Source organism: Shimia sp. (assembly GCF_049116215.1).
Taxonomy (GTDB): domain Bacteria; phylum Pseudomonadota; class Alphaproteobacteria; order Rhodobacterales; family Rhodobacteraceae; genus Shimia.
This window is the reverse complement of the sequence record NZ_JAGDZB010000008.1, coordinates 69121-88184: the sequence shown is the minus strand read 5'-3', so window position 1 is coordinate 88184 and position 19064 is coordinate 69121. Positions and strand designations below refer to the sequence as shown.

The window sequence follows — 19064 nt, the reverse complement described above, 5'->3', positions numbered from 1 at the left end:
ACCAATGGTGCCGATGTTGCAGTGCGGTTTACTGGGCTCAAACTTTTCCTTAGCCATCTCGGGCGCCTTCTCATTGTGGTTGGGTCACATTGACCCGTTTTCCTCTACCGCGCGCGACATATGGCCTAACGCGAAAAAAATCAAGCCTGCTTTAACCCTGGCGCTCTTTATGCTCGCGCAGCCGGTTCCGCATTTCCTCGTCTTTGTTGTCATTCCAACAGTTAGCAAGGTCTGCAGCCGACACATCATCCACCAAACAGGCGCGGTTTTCATGCATCCATTTTTCGATTTGAAGGGCCGCATTGTAGGTCAAATTGGCCATCTGTTCTTCCGCGGTCATCGAGAAGCCGCTGGAGGCAATCAGCGAAGATCCGGTGAAGCTTTCCAACACAAAGATCTCTTTGGCCTCTTCATTGAACTTGCCGCCCGCCCGGTCATCCCACGCCGTCACGGTGAGGATGATCGCCGACTTTGGCTGCAGGATCAGCGGCACGCCTTTTTGCGCCAGCGCGTAGCCGTTGATGTTCACACCAAAATGCACCAACCGCGTACCGTCATAGCGCGCGGCCCCCATGCGGGCATCAATCGCGTTTTTCATGCTGGCAATAAACGCCTCGGTGTCCGCCTCACGCGACAGCGGGCCTTTCTGAATATCCGGCGCAACCACGATGTTGTGGCCCAGCACAAAATCGCCCAAATCCAGCGTCTCATCCGTGACCTCAATTGTGGGCGCCGTACAAGACACCAGCGCAGCCAATGCCGCGATGCATGCTACCAGTCTGATCATGGGCATTATTCTCCGCCGCTCTTCCTCAATTATTAGCGGCTGACATATCGGATTGCCTGTGCCCGCGCAATCAAAGGCTTTGTGTGCTCTGATCCCTCGCCTATTCTGGTGCGTAAGGAGAACCATGATGTCTCATCCCGCGCCCGTCCCTGACGACACAAAGCCCCCCCTGCCCGTGCACGCCAAGCTCGCGACCGAGCCGCTTGGCCTGTTTGGCTCGCTCAAAGCCGCCCGCAGCAACCTGCTCTCGATCCTGCCGGAACTGGCTGTGCGCCAACCCATGGTTTCCGGCCGCACCGGCATTCGCTGGCACATGGTCATGGACCCGGGTGCGATCCGCCGCATTCTTTTGGAGAAGGTTGACGACTACCCAAAGTCCAAAGCCACCAAAAACATCCTGCGCCCGGCGATTGGCGACAGTCTGTTCATCGCCGAAGGTTCCCACTGGCGCTGGCAACGCCGCGCCGCTGCCCCGGTGTTCACCCATCGCAACATCGCCAATCTCGCCCCGGTCATGGCCCAGGCCGCCGAGCGCGCCGCCACCCGTATCGCAGACCAAGCCCCCCAGGCCGTCGATATGATGAGTGAGATGGTGCAGACCACCTTTGACGTGATTAGCGAAGTGACATTTTCCGGCGATGGCAGCTTTGACAGCTCCAAAGTGCATCAAGCCATCGATGACTACATCGCCGAGGCGGGCAAGATCTCGCTTTTGGATATGCTGGGTGTGCCCGACTGGGTGCCGCGTCCCGGCCGCATGATGTCCGGCAACGCCGTGGGCGACATGAAGCAGGTCGCCGACACCGCAATCGAAGCCCGAAAAGCCCGCGGCGCCAAGGACACGCCCGACCTGCTTGATCTGCTGCTCGCCGGTGTCGATCCGGAAACCAAGAAAACCATGAACACTGCGGAACTGCGCGACAACCTGCTGACCTTTATTGTGGCAGGCCACGAAACCACAGCGCTCACCCTCGCCTGGGCGCTTTATCTCTGTGCCTTTGACCAGGACGTACAGGAAAAAGCCCGCGCCGAAATTGCCGACATCTGCGATGACGGCCCGATCACTGGTGAACAGGCCATGCAGCTGACCTTCGTGCGTCAGATCATCGATGAAACCCTGCGCCTCTACCCACCGGCGGGCATTATCTCGCGCACCGCACAGTCCAATGACATGCTCTGTGCACGGGACATCCGCCCCGGCGACACCGTCATGATCCCGATCTACACCTTGCAGCGCAATCGCCTGCTCTGGGACGACCCCGACGCGTTCAAACCGGAGCGTTTTGCCGACCGCAAAGTCATCGACCGCTACGCCTACCTGCCCTTCGGCGACGGCCCCCGCATCTGCATCGGCGCCAGTTTTGCCATTCAGGAAGCCGTGATTGTGCTCGCCACTTTGCTCAATCGCTTTCGTTTTGACCTGGTCGAGGGCAAGCCGCCCAAACCTGTGATGATCCTCACCCTGCGCCCTGAAGGGGGCGTTTGGTTGCAAGCGACACCACTAACCTGAGAACACACCCCTTGCCGGATCGCCGCCCCATGCCGCACACTTCCTGCCAAGGGAGGCCCATGTCATGACATCCGAGACCACCAAGCCCAGCGCGCAAGAAAAGCTGCCCCCACGGCCGCAGCTCGTCCCCGACACCAACAAACTGACGCCGCAAGACATCACCGATGCGCTCAAAGCCGGGATTGTCGACTTCCTCGCCCACCCTGTGATGAGCGGCTTCTTCGGCCTGTTTTATGCCGCCTTCGGCATCCTTTTTGTCTGGTGTCTCGCCTGGCTTGGGAAAATCTGGATGATCATCCCGGCCTCAGTTGGCTTCCCGCTGGTCGCGCCCTTTGCCGCCGCAGGCCTTTATGAAATGTCCCGTCGCCGCCAAACGGGGCAAAATTTCAACTGGTCCGACATCCTCACCGTCATGGCCCGCCAACGCACACGCGAGTTGGGCTGGATGGCCTTTGTAACGCTCTTCATCTTCTGGGTCTGGGTCTACCAAATCCGCCTCTGGCTCGCGATCGTCCTACAGGACGCGTCTTTCTCCGACTTCGCCGGTTTCCTAAACGTGGTCTTCCTCACGCCTGAAGGCTGGATCTTCCTCGCGATTGGCACCTGCGCCGGCGCCCTGCTCGCCGCAGCCCTGTTTTCCGTGACCGTGATCGCCATGCCGATGCTGTTGGATCGGGAAACCGACTTTGTGACCGCGATGCTGACCTCTGTGCACGTGGTCAAAGAGAACCCCGTGGTCATGCTGACATGGTCCGCAATCATCTCCGCCACCATGCTGCTGTCGCTGGTACCTGCTTTCTTGGGGTTGATCTTCAGCTTACCGATTTTAGGCCACACCACGTGGCATCTGTATCAACGGGCTGTGGAGCCGACAGTCGATTAGCCCAATGCCCCTGCTATCGGTCAGGCGCGCAGATCTATCGCGCGCCCATCCAGCGTTTCTGTGAGACCCTCAAAAGCATATGTCTTGCGCGGCTTGAAACCGCTCGCCGCGCACCAATCAATGTATTGCGTGTTCAGTGCCTGAATAACCTCAACCTCTTTCTGCCCCTCAAAAGAGGTCACTTCGAAAGAAACATTTTCAGACGGTTCGTCATCAGCCTTCCATGCCCAACACCCCTCGACAAAATAGGTTCCTTCGGCAACGGTCCTGCAGGCGTCCCAATAGGCGCGCTCTGCTCCTTTTGCGATCCAATCTGACATGTCATCTCCCTCCGCAATTCAGAAGAGGGCTTCGTTCCCTCCTAAAGAGAGAGATGGCGATGCAAAGGAATCTTACCTTGAGACAAGCCGCCAATCATTTCGGACTTTGAGCCAGACACATTCCAAATTGTGTCCCCTACGGCTTTTTAGGCACTCAACCCAAACGCGCAGAATCGCTACGATTCGTAGTCACACCGACCGTTGCGCCTGTCGCTTTTCAGCAAAAACGCGCACCTCCGCAAAACAGTCGTGATACCGACACAATACCGACGTGCCATTTCAATGAAAAACGGGGACGCAACGGCCCCCGAAATTTATGTGTCGAACTTGTAGTCTTTGGGGAACCCGTAGGGGGCTTTCTTACCCACCCCGGCCCGTTTCCCAAGCCAATCTGACAGGTCCGGCTCATGCCGCGTTTTGCCACTGCCCCCCATCGACCAGGTCAGACCGTTCTCCCATTCAAAGGTCGTGATATCAGACAGCCCGCCGTCCAGCTCCAGCGTCCCCTGACGCCCGCGCGCCATGTTATACTTCTGAATTCGCACACCTTTTCCGCGGCCAAGTTCTGGCATTTCGGAAATTGGGAAGACAAGGAAACGGCCATTTTTGGACACCACAGCCACGTGATCACCCGCCACCGGATGGCAGATCATCGCGCGGTTGTCGTCTTTGACGTTCAACACCTGCTTGCCCGTCCGGGTCTGCGCAATCACGTCCTTTTCTGGCACCACAAACCCGTCGCCCGCACTGCTGGCCACCAGCAACTTGCGATCCGGCTTATGCACGAAAATATCAATGATTTCAGCCTCATTCGGCAAATCGACCATCAAGCGAACAGGCTCGCCCATGCCGCGCCCGCCCGGCAAATTCGCCGCGCTCAGCGTGTAGAACCGCCCGTTGGAGCCAAACATCAAAAGCCGGTCCGTGGTCTCCGCATGGAAGATAAACCGCGGCCCATCGCCGTCTTTGAACTTCAACTCGCGTTTCAGATCAATGTGGCCTGACATCGCCCGAATCCACCCCATTTCAGAGCAGACAATGGTGATGGGCTCACGATCAATCATGGCCTCAATCGGCACCTCTTCAACCTCAGCCGCCTCAGAGAACACCGTGCGCCGCGCGCCACCTTCGTAGTCTTTGCCAAAGGTCTTTTTAGCTTCTTTGAGCTGCTCGGAAATACGCTGCCATTGCAACTCATCACTGCCCAAAAGCGCAACAATTCCAGCACGTTCTTCCAGAAGCGCATCGCGTTCTCGCACCAGTTCCATCTCTTCCAAACGCCGTAAACTGCGCAGTCGCATGTTGAGAATGGCTTCGGCCTGCACTTCGGAGAGTTGCGTCTTGTCGGAGCCTAGTAGCGGCGATTTGTAGTCTTTCTCATCTCGTGCACGCGGATGATCCAGATCCCAATTTTCCGCCATCAACGCCTGTTTGGGCGCATCGTCATAGCGGATGATATCAATCACACGATCCAGGTTGAGGAAGGCAATGATGAACCCATCCAGCACTTCTAACCTGTGATCAATCTTCTCCATCCGGTGCTTGGATCGACGGATCAGAACCTCGCGGCGGAAGTCCAAAAACGCCCGCAGAACTTCCTTCATGGAGCAGACTTTTGGCGTCACCCCATCAATCAAGACGTTCATATTCAAAGAGAATCGAATCTCCAGATCACTGCTGCGATAAAGCATGTTCATGAGCACTTCTGGCTCAACGTTCTTGCTTTTGGGCTCCAAGATCACGCGAATGTCATCTGCCGATTCATCGCGCACATCGGCGAGAATGGGCACCTTCTTAGTCTGGATCAGCTCCGCCAGCTTCTCGATCAGTTTGGACTTTTGAACCTGATACGGGATCTCGGTGACCACAATCTGCCACTGCCCACGCCCAAGATCTTCTTTCTCCCACTTACAGCGCAGACGGAACGACCCACGACCTGTGCGATACGCCTGCGCAATACTTTCGGGCGGCTCAACAATCACGCCCCCGGTTGGGAAATCCGGCCCCGGCACGTAGTTGAGCAGTGTATCTTCCCGCACGTCCGGCGTTTTGATCATGTGCAGACAGGCGTCACACAGCTCACTGATATTATGCGGCGGAATGTTGGTGGCCATACCCACAGCAATACCGCTTGAGCCATTGGCCAAAAGGTTGGGAAATGTTGCTGGCAAAACCACCGGCTCGCGCAGAGTGCCGTCGTAATTTTCCCTAAAATCAACGGCATCTTCGTTGAGCCCATCCAGCAGAGCCTCTGCAACAGAAGTCATCCGCGCTTCTGTGTATCGGCTCGCCGCCGGGTTATCACCGTCGATATTGCCGAAGTTCCCCTGACCATCGACCAGTGGATACCGCACGTTAAAGTCTTGTGCCAAACGCGCCATGGCGTCGTAAATCGCCGCATCACCGTGCGGGTGATAGTTGCCCATCACATCGCCGGAAATCTTCGCCGATTTCCGGAAGCCGCCCGTCGCGCTAAGCTTTAGTTCACGCATTGCATAGAGAATACGCCGGTGAACTGGCTTCAACCCGTCCCGCGCATCCGGCAAAGCACGGTGCATAATCGTGCTCAGCGCATAGGTCAGGTAGCGGTCACCAATAGCGCGTCGCAGCGGCTCGGTCACATTCTGTGAAGGGAGGTCATCATCGATCAGATCAGTCATACCCTGCTGATAGCTTTTGACGGTGCGCCGGTAAAGCAGATGCAAGGGAACACTCGTGATTTTTTCCCCGACATGATAAGATATCCGCAGTGTAAACCTTTCCTAGAACCTGTTAGCCGACACTGGTGTGTGAACAGGTGATTCTCCTGGGGGTTGAATTGTGAATAAGTTTGTATTTCTAAGTCTTGCATTGTTGGGGTGGGTATTTTGGGAGCTCAGCGGAGGGTCTGATTTCGAACCCAAATCGCGCGCTCAAGTGATCGAGGACAGTACACCTCGGCAAATTGAAGATGCGACTATCGTCTCGCGTGCCTCCCTTTCTGTACCAATTACCAAAGTCACGGCGGCACCAGCGGTCACCCATACCGCTGAAACATCCGAGCTTTTGCCGACAACCGTTGCGATTGCTGGAAGCGAGGCGCAGCCTGAGGCCGCGCCGGTCGTCATTGCGTCTTTGGCAACCGGGCTGGACTCTTTTGCGACTCCTGGTACGCCAGTGCTTGCAAGTTCGATTGCTACGGACGCAGCCATTGAAAACTCGGTTGCCCTGGCGCTGGAGACTCAGCAATTAAAGGATTTTCGACGCGTGCGCGGCTCCCGCGTGAATATGCGCGGAGGGCCCGGCACATCCTACAGTGTACTGACGGTGTTGGCGCGCGATAGCGAAGTCGAAGTCCTCCGTGAAAACGGGTCCGGCTGGGTGAAACTGCGTGACACGGGCAGCGGGCGAATTGGTTGGATGGCAGCAAAGATGCTCACCGCCCGTGATATCGCCGCAAGCAATTAGAGTATTTTAGTCAGGATTGACTTGCTGACTGATTTAGTAAATTAACAGCTCATCCAGCAAGGACGAGCCTATGATTGTGTGCCATTGCCAAACGATAAGCGACCATGACATTCACGCCGCCATTGATTGGATGCGCTGCGCGGATGAAGCGACCATAATCACTCCGGGAAAAATTTATCATGCCCTCGGAAAATCGCCGGAGTGCGGCGGCTGCATGAAGCTTTTTGTTGCCAAGATGCGCACCAATACTAATCTGGAAGTACCAGCAGAGCTTCGCGGGTTGCGAAGTGAGCCAGCCAGAAGGAGTATTGGCAATGAAGGGCGATCCAAAGGTTATCGAGTATCTCAACAAGGCGCTGCGGGTTGAACTCACCGCAGTTAGCCAGTTCTGGCTGCACTACCGTCTTCAGAAAGATTGGGGCTATGGCAAACTGGCCAAGAAGATGCGCGAAGAAAGCATCGAAGAAATGGAGCATGCGGACAAGCTGATTGACCGCATTATTTTTCTCGAGGGGCACCCAAACTTACAAACCTTGGATCCGCTGCGGATCGGTGAAAACGTTCGTGAGACGCTTGCGTGTGATCTCGAAGCAGAAATGGAAGCTGTTGCGCTCTACAATGAAGCCCGAAAATTCTGTGCAGAGGCTGGTGACTACGCCTCGATGGGCCTTTTCGAAGAGTTGATCAATGACGAGCAAGGGCATATCGACTTCCTCGAAACGCAACTTGAGCTTCACGATGCGATTGGCGCCCAAAACTACGGTCAATTGAACGCCGACAGCGCCGACGAAGCTGACGACTAACCTTAATAGCTGGGCAACCGGAAAAGAAATGACACAAAGATCCATTTTGATTACCGGCTGCTCCTCCGGCATAGGATTGGCTGCAGCACATAGTTTGCGGGCCCGCGGTTGGCGTGTGTTTGCGTCTTGTCGCAATCCAAAGGACTGCGCGCGATTGATATCGGAAGGCTTCGAAAGCCCACATATCGAACTGCGAGACAGCGCCAGTATTCGCTCTGGACTGCACGAGGCACTGAAAGCAACGGGCGGCACTTTGGATGCTCTCTTCAACAATGGGGCCCGCGGCATGCCCGGCGCCATTGAGGATCTACCGGCCGATGGATTGCGAGACCTCATGGAAAGTAACATCATTGGCTGGCATGACCTCACCCAACAGGTGATTCGGGTAATGCGGGCGCAGGGACATGGCCGGATCGTGCAAAACTCATCGGTTCTCGGCTATGTATCCATGCGCTATCGTGGCGCTTATGTCGCCAGCAAACACGCGCTCGAAGGCTTAACTGACAGCATGCGAATTGAACTGCGCGACACGCCAATCCACGTCAGCCTCATTGAGCCAGGCCCGATCACGTCAGATATGCGCAAAAACAACGCGGCGCAGTTCTTTGAATGGATTGATTGGGAAAACTCGGCCTTCGCGGAGGATTACAGGCAAGGACTGGTCAAACGGTTCACCGAAAAGCAGGAAGGCCTCGACCCGTTTGAACTTCCGGCGGAGGCCGTTTGCAAAAAGCTGATCCATGCCCTGGAGGCCAAGCACCCCCGTGCGCGCTATCGGGTGACCACCCCTGCCCATGTCATGAATGTATTTCGCCGTGTGCTCCCCACATCGCTGCTTGATTGGGTGGTCTCCAAGGCCTGATGCGACGTCATGTCAAAGGTGGTTCAGTTCCACGCCATGACAAGTTACACCGGTGTCACCGCTGAAGATGGAGTCTCAAATGGCCAATGATCCCCTGTTCTGGTTTGCCGCTGTGGCATGCCTTGCCGTGCTGTTTATTTTGCTGGTTGGTATTGGCGGCTTCGCCAAAGGTGGCGAGTTCAACAAAAAGTATGCCAACAAAATCATGCGCCTCCGCCTAATGGCGCAATTTGTGGCTGTGGTTTTGATCGTCGGCTTTGTCTGGCTGCGCAGCGGAGGGTGATCTCATGGTGGTTCTCAACAAGATCTACACACGGACCGGCGACAAAGGCACCACCGCCTTGGGCAATGGAGACCGCGTTGCCAAACACGACGCACGGGTGGCTGCCTATGGCACCACGGATGAGCTAAACGCATTTCTAGGCGTTGCCCGCCTGCATGCGGACGGGGACGCGGATGCAGCTTTAGCCCGCATTCAGAATGATCTTTTTGATTTGGGCGCAGACCTTTGTAGGCCAGACATGGCTAAAGATGCGGAGGCAGAATATCCGCCGCTGCGCGTTGTCGCGTCACAGGTCGAACGCCTTGAAACCGAAATTGATGTGATGAACGCCCAGCTTGAACCGCTGCGCAGCTTTATCCTGCCCGGCGGGTCTGCGCTGGCGGCACAGCTGCATGTTTGCCGCACCGTCGCCCGTCGTGCCGAACGCTTGTCGGTTGAACTGTCCCAGACAGAAGACATCAATGCCGATGCTGTGACCTACCTCAATCGCCTCAGCGACTGGTTCTTTGTTGCTGCGCGCATTGCCAATGATGAAGGCCGTGCAGACGTGCTTTGGGTGCCAGGAGCGAATCGCTGAAAGGTTGAATCATGCCGTTAGCGCCAACAAATCCATTGACGCAAATTCCCCTTACGTAACTTTTCTGCAGTGCGGAAACATTCTTGCAAGAAACGTGGCGTGAAAACGCTGGTACGCGACGTCGTTGCCCTAAAACGTGACGATTTTGCTCTGTTTCAGCTGCGCCGCACACTATATCAACGCGGAGAGAGCATTCCGATGAGCTGCCTTAGGCGGCTTTGACAAACTTTGAGGAGTCCTACGCCCATGAAGGTACTGGTACCTGTCAAGCGCGTGATTGACTACAACGTGAAGGTCCGCGTGAAAGCGGATGGCACAGGTGTCGATCTCGCCAACGTGAAAATGTCCATGAACCCATTTGATGAGATTGCCGTTGAAGAGGCCATCCGTCTGAAGGAAGCAGGCAAAGCGGACGAGATCGTCGCCGTTTCAATTGGCGTGAAGCAAGCTCAGGAAACCCTGCGCACGGCTCTGGCCATGGGTGCGGACCGCGCTATTCTGGTTGTGGCTGCGGACAGCGTTGACCAGGACATCGAGCCGCTGGCCGTTGCCAAAATTCTAGCCAAAATTGTCGAAGAAGAGCAGCCAGGCGTTGTTCTCTGCGGCAAGCAGGCAATCGACAACGACATGAACGCCACAGGCCAGATGTTGTCAGCGCTGTTGGGCTGGTCCCAAGCGACTTTTGCTTCCGAAGTGGACATCGACGGCGACAAAGCTGTTGTAACTCGCGAAGTGGATGGCGGTCTGCAGACCATCAAGGTCAACACACCAACCATCATCACCGTAGACCTGCGTTTGAACGAGCCGCGTTATGCGTCCCTGCCAAACATCATGAAGGCGAAGAAAAAGCCGCTGGATGAGAAAACCGCTGGTGACTACGGCGTGGATGTCACGCCGCGTCTGGAAGTTGTAAAAACATCCGAGCCATCTGAGCGCGCTGCTGGCATCATCGTAGGCTCCGTGGACGAGCTGGTTGAGAAACTCAAAGAAGCGGGGGCTGTGTAATGGCTGTTCTTCTTCTCGCAGAAGTCAACAACGGCGAACTGGCTCTGGACGCCACCGCCAAAGCTGTCACCGCCGCCAAAGCGCTGGGTGACGTGACCGTTCTAGCCGCTGGCGCCTCTGCTGCTGCAGCTGGTGAAGCCGCCGCTAAGATCGACGGTGTTGCCAAAGTTCTGGTTGCCGAGGACGCATCTTTGGGCCACCGCCTGGCGGAACCAACAGCTGCGCTGATCGTTTCGCTCGCAGGCGACTACAGCCACATCGTGGCCCCAGCGACCACCGACGCCAAAAACGTGATGCCACGTGTGGCTGCGCTATTGGACGTGATGGTGCTGTCTGATGTGACCGCCGTCGTTGACGCAGACACATTCGAGCGCCCGATCTACGCCGGCAACGCAATCCAGACTGTGAAATCCTCGGACGCGACCAAAGTCATCACCTTCCGCACCTCGACCTTCGACGCAGCTGGTGAAGGCGGCTCCGCCTCTGTGGAAACCACAGATGCAGCTGACAACCCCGGCCTGTCCGAATGGGTTGAAGACAAAGTAGCTGAAAGCGATCGTCCAGAACTGACCTCCGCAGGTGTGGTTGTCTCCGGTGGCCGCGGTGTTGGCTCGGAAGAAGACTTCAAAATCATCGAAGCTCTTGCTGACAAACTGGGTGCCGCTGTTGGTGCGTCCCGTGCGGCAGTTGACTCCGGCTACGCGCCAAACGACTGGCAAGTGGGTCAAACCGGTAAGGTGGTTGCTCCTGAGCTGTACATTGCAGCGGGTATCTCCGGCGCAATTCAGCACCTTGCAGGCATGAAGGACTCCAAGATCATTGTTGCCATCAACAAAGACGAAGAAGCGCCAATCTTCCAGGTTGCGGACTTTGGTCTGGTTGCCGATCTGTTTGACGCCGTGCCCGCGCTGACCGAGAAACTCGGTTAAGCCAACACAGCTCCAAAATACCAAAGGCCCGCCACCCTGGCGGGCCTTTTTTGTTGGCACCGTGCTTTGGTGCTAGGTCAGTTCCGAGAGCGCTTTCTGAAGCGCTTCGGCCGTTTCTTGATGGGCCGCGACCCCCAACATGCGTTGCGCCGCAACCCGCTCCATGTCAGTGCATTGCATGCCTTCGATCCCTTTGGCTTGCGCATCTTCGCTCACCACCACTTCCACAATGTCATCCACCATTGGGCGCAGCTCTTCGATCATAAACCGATCCACGAACAGCGGATCGGGTCCCAGTCCACTGGTGCCCATGGCGGTTTCTGGCGCATGATCTGCCACCCACAACAGCACAATTTTGCCGCCAATGGTGTTCAGCAACAGCTTCATGCGCGCGCTCCACGCCATGCGCAACTCATCCCGCACCATCGCGTAGCGATCGGGCGCACGGGCGCACAGAGTACCCAGCATATGTCGCGTGAAGTGAAATTCGCTGAAGTCGATCTCGTTAAACACCATTTGCATCATGTTTGACGCGCCGATGAAGCGATCATTCCGGCGCGGATGCACCTTGTAATACCGGTTGGACATATTCTGTGCCCCCATAACCTGTATCACGGTCACGTCCGATTGCTGTGCAGTGTGCAGTACCGACGGTTCAGCCAGAAAGGCATCGATGCCCGCGTTCACATATCCGAAATTCACACATGTTACTGGCAAAGCCGCGTCCAAAAGACTCACAAACGGCTGGGGTACAAATTTTCCGTAGGTTTCAGTACCCCCAAGAAACGCAACAAAGGGAGCATCCAACTCCTTTTTGGGACCACGAAACAATAAACGCGATTCCCCATATTGGCACGGCTCGTAATTGAGCTCGGTGCCCGACATCTTCTCGTAAGACATTTTCTCACCACTACTTTTCTCACCCAAGATAGAGAATCGCCGAAAGCCCTTGCGAAAAAGCTAATGGGTCACTTTGAGGCAAGTTTTAGAGGCCCTGCCCTCTTGCAGGTTCCGCGCCCGCAGGCCTATGGTCAGCCAGGCATTTTGAGAGGATATCAACTATGGACATCAAGTCGATTGGCGTCGTTGGAGCAGGCCAAATGGGCAACGGTATCGCGCATGTCATGGCGCTTGCTGGATATGATGTACTATTGAATGATATCAACCAGAACGCGCTTGATGCAGCTGTCGCGCGGATCGACAAAAACTTGGAACGCCAGGTCAGCAAAGAGCTGATTTCAGAGCCTGAAAAAGCCACCGCGATGGGCCGCATTCAAACCACTCTGGAGCTGCCGGCTCTTGGCGGTACCGATCTGATAATCGAAGCAGCAACCGAAAGAGAAGAGATCAAACATCAAATTTTTGATACTTTGAAGCCCCATCTCGGCCCAGACACGCTCCTCACATCCAATACATCCTCGATCTCTATTACCCGACTGGCCTCGCGCACCGACCGTCCTGAACGGTTTATGGGGTTCCACTTCATGAACCCGGTTCCGATGATGAAACTGGTCGAACTGATCCGCGGCATCGCCACCGACGAAGAGACCTATAAAACCTGCCATGACATTGTTGAGAAACTTGGCAAAACGGCGGCCAGTTCCGAAGACTTCCCTGCATTTATCGTGAACCGTATCCTGATCCCAATGATCAATGAGGCCTGCTACACGTTGTACGAAGGGGTGGGAAATGTTGCGTCTATCGACAACGCCCTAAAACTTGGAGCAAACCACCCAATGGGGCCACTTGAACTGGCTGATTTTATTGGCTTGGACACCTGCCTCGCAATCATGAACGTGCTGCATGACGGCTTAGCTGACACGAAATATCGCCCTTGCCCGCTGTTGACCAAATATGTTGAAGCCGGGTGGCTTGGACGCAAAACCAAACGAGGTTTCTACGACTACCGCGGCGACACGCCACTCCCGACACGGTGACCAAATAAAAGCGAGGCCTGGGCCTCGCTTTTTTATTTGGTCTGTCCATCAGGCCTCTTTGCCCAAATCAAGCGTATGCTGCCGCAGCCACGCCATGAATCCGCGCGGATCGGTGTGCAGTTGGGCCATCTGCTCGTCGGTTAGCGGCTCCCCAACAACAGGGGCCTGAGGCTTGTTACAAGAGCGCACAATCTCATGCAGCAGCAGACCCTGCCGGAAAATCGGGGACACTTTGTTCGCGATCTGATATGCGCGACTGTTTTGTCCCGGATAGAAAATCGGCACAACACGGGCCCCTGAGCGGCGGATCAGCTGTGCCGTGAACACGTTCCACTCCTGCTCAACCGCCGGACCAAACCATGTATCAGAGCTCATCACGACACCGGACGGAAACAGGGCCACAACGCCACCATCTTTTAGATGAGACATTGTCTTGCCGCGCATCTCGACCATTTTGCGTTGCGCATCAGGGTCATGCGGGAACGGCACCGGAATCATAAAACTGGACGCTGCTTCGTCCAGCCCAGTCAGAACCGAGCGCGTCAGAATTCGGTAATCCTGCCGCACACGCCCAATCAAATCGGCAAAAATCATGCCATCAACCATCCCGTGAGGGTGATTGGCCACAACCACAACAGGCCCGTCGGTCGGGATGTTCTGCAGCTGTTCAAGCGGGGTTTTTAGCTCAATGCCCATGACATTGAGCGCGCCGCGCCAAAATTTCTGCCCACGGTATTGTTCGTTATCACGCTCAAATTTGTTGACCATGCGCAATATCTTCAGTTTGCCAGTCATCCACTCAATTGTGCGAATAGCAAACGACGTCCAACGGTCATCAAACGAATTGGCATAGGTCAGCGTCCGGCGGTCATAGATTTGACCTTCCGTTTCGGTTGCAGGCTTGCCAACCTGCGCCTCTGGCACCGTATCTACCAAGTTCGTCTTCCTATGCTGCCGTTTAACTCAGAACCCTTCACCGAACTTGTCAACAACAAGCGCCTCAATGGCATCGGCCAAGGCCTGCGAATCAGGCCCGCAGGTTTCCACTTCAATGCTGGTACCCTTGGAAGCTGCCAGCATCAGCAACCCCATAATACTGTCGCCCCCTGCACTCAAGCCATCCTTTGACACTTCTGCCGTCGCGTCAAAGCCTTCAACAACCTCAACCAGCTTTGCAGATGCCCGCGCATGCAGGCCTTTTTCATTCACGATTTGCATCGTGCGTTGGATGACCTTGCTCATCTGCCTACCCTGTTTGAATATTCTGACTATCGATATATTTGCGACCAGCTTCCAATGCCGCTCTGACCGCATCTGCAACGTCGAGATGACGGCTTTTTGCCAGTTTAATCAACATCGGCAAATTTGCACCGTAAAGAATGCGCCGATTGGCAGGGGCACAGGCGCGCAAACTTAAATTCGACGGAGAGCCGCCAAACATATCAGTGACCACAACGACCCCGTCGCCTTGGTCCACAACATCTGCCGCGGCACAGATTTCACGCTGTTTTTGGGCACGATCGTGATCTGGCTCAATAGTAATCGCGCTGACGCCATTTTGCGCGCCAACGACATGCTCCATGGCCGCCAAATATTCATTGGCAAGCCCACCATGTGCCACGATCACGATACCGATCAAGCTATCTGTTCCCCATCTTTTGCGACCTGCGGCGCCGCGCCAAGCACGGCGTAACGATTGAGTTCGCGATGTCTTATAGACACCCGCCAGCCCCTATTTGCAAGGGATTCGGCAATGGTCTCAGTCAGGAAAACGGACCGGTGTTTCCCTCCCGTACAACCAAATGCGACCTGGAGATGATTGCGGCCCTCGCGGACATATCCAGGCAGCGCATGCTCCAGTGCCGTCTCGATGGATTGCACAAATGGTGCAAAGCCAGGATCCGTCGCGATGTAAGCCCCAACTGGAGCGTCTCCGCCATCCATGTCACGCAGTCCATCTTGCCAATGGGGATTGTGTAGAAAACGGCAATCAAGCACCAGATCCGCCCCTTGAGGCAATCCACGCTTGTAGCTGAACGACTGAACGGTGATACCAATCGCTTGATCCGTATGCGGGGCAAACCGGCTCTGAACTGCATGACGCAATTCATGTGGAGTCATTTCTGAAGTGTCCATCAACACCGTCGCACGCGCACGCACATCTTCCAAAAGAGCGAGTTCTCTTTCGATACCGGCATTTGGATCTTCCTTGCGATCAAGTGGGTGATTGCGTCTGGTTTCGTTGTAGCGCCGCCGCAAAACCTCGGCACGACAATCCAGGTACAGTAACTCTGGGGCGACATTGGGAAACTCATCAACGAGCTCCAAAGCATCAATTATCGCGGCGGGTGAAAAGTCCCGATTGCGGACATCCAAACTCAGCGCCATCGGCCGTTTTGGAGGCTGCCCAGACAACAAACGCGGCAGCAGGCCAAGCGGCAAATTGTCAATGGTTTCAAACCCTGCATCCTCCAGAGCCTTGATGGCCGTGGAGCGTCCCGCACCTGAAGGGCCAGTCAACAACACCAACGGGAGCTCGTCTTGCGGACCTTTCGCATTGGTCATTTATGCGTTCCTTCCATGGCGTAGAAACTGCAGCACTGCCGCGGCAAAATACGGCGCGTCCACTTTGTAAATTACCGGAAGCACCAGGCCCATTATGTGAACGTCCTTTGGATGAGGCAGTCTTTGATCCTCAACTTGATCCAGGTCCACCACCAAGTGTACAGGCACGTTCTTCACCGGAACCGCGCGCAATATCCCAACCCCACGCGCCTCTATCAAGCCACTTGTTGTGTCCGGCGCCGAGGCCAACAGTTGCGCTCCCGTTTGACGGACAATGGTTTGATCATCCGCAACCAGTTGCGCCCCATAGGCCATCAGTTGAAGCGCAAGCCCGGACTTGCCGCGCCCGGAAGCCCCACAAATGAGAACAGCGCGCCCGCCATCTGACACGCAGGATGCATGCAAAAGGCTTTCCTCATCAGCATTTGTGGGCGCCACAGAAAACAAGTCATCCGCCTGCGCCATACCTTACACCGGCAGCCCCACCACAAACCGCGCGCCAAGTGGCTCAGACGTGACGTCAGCGTCGGTTGGGCGAATGTTCTCGGCCCAGATCACGCCACCATGTGCTTCAACAATCTGCTTTGAAATTGCCAAGCCCAAACCAGAATTGTTGCCAAACTGCGCTTCTGGACGGTGGGAGTAAAAGCGATTGAAAATCTTGTTGAGCGCCTGCTCCGGAATGCCTGGCCCGGTATCCTCGACCACAACCAGCACACGGTTCTCACGCTTGCGCGCCCAAACCCGAATGGCATCCCCGTCTTCGCAAAAGCTAATGGCATTGGTGATAAGGTTCACAAAGACCTGTGCCAATCGCGCTTCCAACCCAGTGATGTCTATGGCGGCTTCAGGCAGATCGGTGATAAAATCAATGCCTTTGCCTTTGGCATCTTCGCCCAGGTATTGGGTCAAATTGCCAACCATGCCGAGCAGATTAAAGGTTTCCTCTTCTTCCTTAACCAGCTCACTGTCCAGACGAGAGGCGTTGGAGATATCGCTGACAAGTCGGTCCAATCGGCGGACGTCATGCTCAATAACATCGAGCAGCTTTTCACGGTGCTCTTCTTTCTTCACCACGCGCAGAGAGCCCACAGCGGAGCGCAACGAAGCCAGCGGGTTCTTAATCTCATGCGCGACATCAGCGGCAAACTGTTCGTTGCTGTCGATCCGCTCATAGAGAGCTGACACCATGCCCCGCAATGCACCCGACAAACGTCCAATCTCATCAGGCCTTGCCGTCAGATCCGGGATACGCACCCGACCTGGGTTCACTTTGCGGCTGTCACTATCGCGACCAAGCTCTGCTGCCGCAGCCAGATCTGAGAGTGGATTGGAAATGGTGGAAGCCAGCACCATGGACAGGCCAACGGATACCACAGTTGCGATCAGGAACATCTGTAAGACACGTTCACGCTCCGAACTCACCATCCGGTCCAACTCACCGGAAGCGCTGGACAGAACAACCGCGCCTACCACCCGGTCATTCTGGCGGATAGGCACGGCCATGGCAAAGACGTGACCGCCATCTGCGGCAACAAGCGTTTCCAGAGCCTCGGTGCCATTCACAGCGGATTGCGCCATAATTTCCAGCTGGTTGTTTAACTGCCCTACACCGGTGTCTTGACCACCACCCTTGCCGGAAATCGAACTCCAGATTTTATTGAGTGCGGACGTCAACGGTGCGCCGTCTGGACGCTCCGCCAGTACCTCCGCAGCCTCCGCGGAGGCCTTGCCTTCCTTTTTGCCGGCGGTTTGAGCAGCCGCATCAAAAACGTGCACGGTCGTGCCTACCTGCAAAGGCAGTTTTTCAAGTGTCGCAGCAACATCCACACCATCATTGGTCGCCAGATTTGCCGGCGCGCCAGACGGCAGCTGCGCCTCAAAGGCGCCCGCAATGAGCCGCGCCTCTGTAACAAGCCCCGTTGCCCGCTGCACAGCAAAGCTGTCCCGCGCACTGTTGAGAAATAGGATACCTGCGACCAACACCAGCAGTGCGATCATATTAAAGGTAATGATTTTACGTGTTAGTGGGGACTTACCAAGAGGCAAAAGCCGGCGACGTTCGCGCCGGCCCTGCAATTCTTCTTCGACATTGCCTGCTGGAGCGACCCAATCATCGCCCAAAACAACGTCTCCGTCCCGCCCTTGGGCCATGTCTTGCACGTTGGTCCTTCCGGCCTTGTGTCGTTACTCTTCGTTGTACCTATAACCGATGCCGTAGAGCGTCTCAATTGCAGAGAAGTCCCGATCCACAGTCCGCATCTTTTTACGAAGACGTTTTATGTGGCTGTCGATTGTCCGGTCATCCACGTAAACCTGATCATCATAAGCCACGTCCATCAGTTGATCCCGGCTTTTTACAAAACCTGGACGCTGGGCAAGTGCTTGAAGCAAGAGGAACTCGGTGACCGTTAAGGTCACATCCTGCCCCCTCCAACTCACAGAGTGGCGTAGCGGATCCATGGTCAGATCACCGCGCTCCATAATCTTAGTATCTTCTGTATCCCCGACGATCTCGCCGTCGACAGCTTCCTGGCGGCGCAGCAAAGCGCGAATACGTTCGACCAGCAAGCGTTGGCTGAATGGCTTTTTGACGTAGTCGTCCGCCCCCATACGCAACCCAAGCACTTCGTCGATTTCGTCGTCTTTGGAGGTCAGGAAGATCACAGGCATGCTTGTTTTCTGCCGCAAGCGCTGCAGCAGATCCATGCCGTCCATCCGTGGCATTTTGATATCCAAGACAGCCATGTCAGGAAGTTTTTTGTTAAATGCGTCCAGCGCCTGCTGACCGTCATTGTAGGTCTCGACTTCAAACCCCTCCGCCTCAAGGGTGATAGAAACCGACGTCAGGATATTCCTGTCGTCATCCACAAGGGCAATTTTCGACATGGGATCGGTCCTTATTGCTGCTCTTATTATGTCTATTTTTTGCGGCATTATGCGCAATTCAGGCTGAGGCAATCAACGTTAAAGTGCGATTCGGGTAACAAACCCGACCTATTTAGCCCGAAATTCCTTGAGCAATGGCTAAATTGTCTCACTTTTGACAACAATCGCGACGCGCACTTTCCGATCGGAACGCTTGATTGCGCTAACCTGCATTTGGTTGCGCTAACTGCGCCAAAGCGTCCTGTTCTTATCAATATTTGGCATGTT

The 19064-nt window shown here is 55.5% G+C and carries 21 protein-coding genes; 10 read left to right on the top strand and 11 right to left on the bottom strand.

Features of this window, described 5'->3' with window-relative positions; genetic code table 11:
- Nucleotides 1–151: 151 nt before the first annotated feature.
- Nucleotides 152–787, bottom strand: coding sequence for a hypothetical protein (locus tag JXR15_RS20775; protein ID WP_422055107.1), 636 nt, complete (start codon nucleotides 785–787; stop codon nucleotides 152–154).
- Nucleotides 788–914: 127 nt separating this feature from the next.
- Between JXR15_RS20775 and JXR15_RS20770 the strand changes: the two genes are divergently transcribed.
- Together JXR15_RS20770 and JXR15_RS20765 are read left to right on the top strand one after the other, a co-directional pair.
- On the top strand, nucleotides 915–2297 hold the full coding sequence (locus JXR15_RS20770; protein ID WP_422055106.1) for a cytochrome P450: 1383 nt from the start codon (nucleotides 915–917) through the stop codon (nucleotides 2295–2297).
- 64 nt (nucleotides 2298–2361) lie between these two features.
- The gene (locus JXR15_RS20765; RefSeq protein ID WP_422055105.1) at nucleotides 2362–3180 is read left to right on the top strand and encodes a DUF2189 domain-containing protein; all 819 of its coding nucleotides are present in this window, start codon (nucleotides 2362–2364) and stop codon (nucleotides 3178–3180) included.
- A 20-nt stretch (nucleotides 3181–3200) separates the two neighbouring features.
- On the opposite strand, the gene JXR15_RS20760 is transcribed toward JXR15_RS20765, so the two are convergent.
- Both JXR15_RS20760 and JXR15_RS20755 read right to left on the bottom strand, forming a co-directional pair.
- Nucleotides 3201–3500, bottom strand: coding sequence for a hypothetical protein (locus tag JXR15_RS20760; protein WP_422055104.1), 300 nt, complete (start codon nucleotides 3498–3500; stop codon nucleotides 3201–3203).
- A 314-nt stretch (nucleotides 3501–3814) separates the two neighbouring features.
- The gene (locus JXR15_RS20755; RefSeq protein WP_422055103.1) at nucleotides 3815–6160 is read right to left on the bottom strand and encodes a DNA topoisomerase IV subunit A; all 2346 of its coding nucleotides are present in this window, start codon (nucleotides 6158–6160) and stop codon (nucleotides 3815–3817) included.
- A gap of 160 nt (nucleotides 6161–6320) precedes the next feature.
- Here JXR15_RS20755 and JXR15_RS20750 point away from each other — a divergent pair, with 160 nt between their 5' ends.
- The 7 genes from JXR15_RS20750 (at nucleotide 6321) to JXR15_RS20720 (ending at nucleotide 11406) form a co-directional block, all read left to right on the top strand.
- Complete coding sequence (locus tag JXR15_RS20750) at nucleotides 6321–6947, top strand: SH3 domain-containing protein (protein ID WP_422055102.1); 627 nt, start codon at nucleotides 6321–6323, stop codon at nucleotides 6945–6947.
- Nucleotides 6948–7261: 314 nt separating this feature from the next.
- Complete coding sequence (bfr, locus tag JXR15_RS20745) at nucleotides 7262–7750, top strand: bacterioferritin (protein WP_422055101.1); 489 nt, start codon at nucleotides 7262–7264, stop codon at nucleotides 7748–7750.
- A 28-nt stretch (nucleotides 7751–7778) separates the two neighbouring features.
- Nucleotides 7779–8612: an SDR family NAD(P)-dependent oxidoreductase gene (locus JXR15_RS20740; RefSeq protein WP_422055100.1), complete on the top strand. Its 834-nt coding sequence runs from the start codon at nucleotides 7779–7781 to the stop codon at nucleotides 8610–8612.
- 79 nt (nucleotides 8613–8691) lie between these two features.
- Complete coding sequence (locus JXR15_RS20735; protein ID WP_422055099.1) at nucleotides 8692–8895, top strand: twin transmembrane helix small protein; 204 nt, start codon at nucleotides 8692–8694, stop codon at nucleotides 8893–8895.
- A gap of 4 nt (nucleotides 8896–8899) precedes the next feature.
- The gene (locus tag JXR15_RS20730; RefSeq protein WP_422055098.1) at nucleotides 8900–9472 is read left to right on the top strand and encodes a cob(I)yrinic acid a,c-diamide adenosyltransferase; all 573 of its coding nucleotides are present in this window, start codon (nucleotides 8900–8902) and stop codon (nucleotides 9470–9472) included.
- Nucleotides 9473–9718: 246 nt separating this feature from the next.
- On the top strand, nucleotides 9719–10477 hold the full coding sequence (locus tag JXR15_RS20725) for an electron transfer flavoprotein subunit beta/FixA family protein (protein WP_422055097.1): 759 nt from the start codon (nucleotides 9719–9721) through the stop codon (nucleotides 10475–10477).
- On the top strand, nucleotides 10477–11406 hold the full coding sequence (locus tag JXR15_RS20720) for an electron transfer flavoprotein subunit alpha/FixB family protein (RefSeq protein ID WP_422055096.1): 930 nt from the start codon (nucleotides 10477–10479) through the stop codon (nucleotides 11404–11406). The genes JXR15_RS20725 and JXR15_RS20720 overlap by 1 nt, the downstream gene beginning before the upstream one ends.
- A gap of 72 nt (nucleotides 11407–11478) precedes the next feature.
- Here the strand turns inward: JXR15_RS20720 and JXR15_RS20715 are convergent, their stop codons facing one another.
- Nucleotides 11479–12306, bottom strand: a complete 828-nt coding sequence (locus tag JXR15_RS20715) for a DUF6473 family protein (protein ID WP_422055095.1) — start codon at nucleotides 12304–12306, stop codon at nucleotides 11479–11481.
- Between the two features lie 161 nt (nucleotides 12307–12467).
- On the opposite strand from JXR15_RS20715, the gene JXR15_RS20710 reads away from it, so the two are divergent.
- On the top strand, nucleotides 12468–13343 hold the full coding sequence (locus JXR15_RS20710) for a 3-hydroxybutyryl-CoA dehydrogenase (RefSeq protein ID WP_422055094.1): 876 nt from the start codon (nucleotides 12468–12470) through the stop codon (nucleotides 13341–13343).
- Between the two features lie 48 nt (nucleotides 13344–13391).
- Here JXR15_RS20710 and JXR15_RS20705 read toward each other — a convergent pair whose 3' ends face one another.
- From JXR15_RS20705 to JXR15_RS20675, 7 genes are read right to left on the bottom strand one after another with little or no spacing between them, the layout of a single operon-like run.
- The gene (locus tag JXR15_RS20705) at nucleotides 13392–14279 is read right to left on the bottom strand and encodes a lysophospholipid acyltransferase family protein (protein WP_422055093.1); all 888 of its coding nucleotides are present in this window, start codon (nucleotides 14277–14279) and stop codon (nucleotides 13392–13394) included.
- Between the two features lie 27 nt (nucleotides 14280–14306).
- Nucleotides 14307–14585, bottom strand: a complete 279-nt coding sequence (locus JXR15_RS20700) for an HPr family phosphocarrier protein (protein ID WP_422055092.1) — start codon at nucleotides 14583–14585, stop codon at nucleotides 14307–14309.
- A 4-nt stretch (nucleotides 14586–14589) separates the two neighbouring features.
- Entirely contained in the window at nucleotides 14590–14982 is a 393-nt protein-coding gene (locus tag JXR15_RS20695) for a PTS sugar transporter subunit IIA (RefSeq protein WP_422055091.1), read from the bottom strand.
- Nucleotides 14979–15908, bottom strand: a complete 930-nt coding sequence (rapZ, locus tag JXR15_RS20690; RefSeq protein WP_422055090.1) for an RNase adapter RapZ — start codon at nucleotides 15906–15908, stop codon at nucleotides 14979–14981. The genes JXR15_RS20695 and rapZ overlap by 4 nt, the downstream gene beginning before the upstream one ends.
- Complete coding sequence (locus JXR15_RS20685) at nucleotides 15909–16373, bottom strand: HPr kinase/phosphorylase (RefSeq protein WP_422055089.1); 465 nt, start codon at nucleotides 16371–16373, stop codon at nucleotides 15909–15911.
- A gap of 3 nt (nucleotides 16374–16376) precedes the next feature.
- Nucleotides 16377–18062 (bottom strand): ATP-binding protein, encoded by a 1686-nt coding sequence (locus JXR15_RS20680; protein ID WP_422055110.1) that lies wholly within the window; start codon nucleotides 18060–18062, stop codon nucleotides 16377–16379.
- A 33-nt stretch (nucleotides 18063–18095) separates the two neighbouring features.
- The gene (locus JXR15_RS20675) at nucleotides 18096–18797 is read right to left on the bottom strand and encodes a response regulator transcription factor (protein WP_299428249.1); all 702 of its coding nucleotides are present in this window, start codon (nucleotides 18795–18797) and stop codon (nucleotides 18096–18098) included.
- Between the last annotated feature and the right edge of the window lie 267 nt (nucleotides 18798–19064).

Excerpts from the sequence above, each read along its gene's own strand:
- JXR15_RS20775 (WP_422055107.1), bottom strand. The coding sequence starts at position 787 with ATGATCAGACTGGTAGCATGCATCGCGGCATTGGCTGCGCTGGTGTCT.
- JXR15_RS20770 (WP_422055106.1), top strand. The coding sequence starts at position 915 with ATGTCTCATCCCGCGCCCGTCCCTGACGACACAAAGCCCCCCCTGCCC.
- JXR15_RS20765 (WP_422055105.1), top strand. The coding sequence starts at position 2,362 with ATGACATCCGAGACCACCAAGCCCAGCGCGCAAGAAAAGCTGCCCCCA.
- JXR15_RS20760 (WP_422055104.1), bottom strand. The coding sequence starts at position 3,500 with ATGTCAGATTGGATCGCAAAAGGAGCAGAGCGCGCCTATTGGGACGCC.
- JXR15_RS20755 (WP_422055103.1), bottom strand. The coding sequence starts at position 6,160 with ATGACTGATCTGATCGATGATGACCTCCCTTCACAGAATGTGACCGAG.
- bfr (WP_422055101.1), top strand. The coding sequence starts at position 7,262 with ATGAAGGGCGATCCAAAGGTTATCGAGTATCTCAACAAGGCGCTGCGG.
- JXR15_RS20740 (WP_422055100.1), top strand. The coding sequence starts at position 7,779 with ATGACACAAAGATCCATTTTGATTACCGGCTGCTCCTCCGGCATAGGA.
- JXR15_RS20735 (WP_422055099.1), top strand. The coding sequence starts at position 8,692 with ATGGCCAATGATCCCCTGTTCTGGTTTGCCGCTGTGGCATGCCTTGCC.
- JXR15_RS20730 (WP_422055098.1), top strand. The coding sequence starts at position 8,900 with ATGGTGGTTCTCAACAAGATCTACACACGGACCGGCGACAAAGGCACC.
- JXR15_RS20725 (WP_422055097.1), top strand. The coding sequence starts at position 9,719 with ATGAAGGTACTGGTACCTGTCAAGCGCGTGATTGACTACAACGTGAAG.
- JXR15_RS20720 (WP_422055096.1), top strand. The coding sequence starts at position 10,477 with ATGGCTGTTCTTCTTCTCGCAGAAGTCAACAACGGCGAACTGGCTCTG.
- JXR15_RS20715 (WP_422055095.1), bottom strand. The coding sequence starts at position 12,306 with ATGTCTTACGAGAAGATGTCGGGCACCGAGCTCAATTACGAGCCGTGC.
- JXR15_RS20710 (WP_422055094.1), top strand. The coding sequence starts at position 12,468 with ATGGACATCAAGTCGATTGGCGTCGTTGGAGCAGGCCAAATGGGCAAC.
- JXR15_RS20700 (WP_422055092.1), bottom strand. The coding sequence starts at position 14,585 with ATGAGCAAGGTCATCCAACGCACGATGCAAATCGTGAATGAAAAAGGC.
- rapZ (WP_422055090.1), bottom strand. The coding sequence starts at position 15,908 with ATGACCAATGCGAAAGGTCCGCAAGACGAGCTCCCGTTGGTGTTGTTG.
- JXR15_RS20685 (WP_422055089.1), bottom strand. The coding sequence starts at position 16,373 with ATGGCGCAGGCGGATGACTTGTTTTCTGTGGCGCCCACAAATGCTGAT.
- JXR15_RS20680 (WP_422055110.1), bottom strand. The coding sequence starts at position 18,062 with ATGGCCCAAGGGCGGGACGGAGACGTTGTTTTGGGCGATGATTGGGTC.
- JXR15_RS20675 (WP_299428249.1), bottom strand. The coding sequence starts at position 18,797 with ATGTCGAAAATTGCCCTTGTGGATGACGACAGGAATATCCTGACGTCG.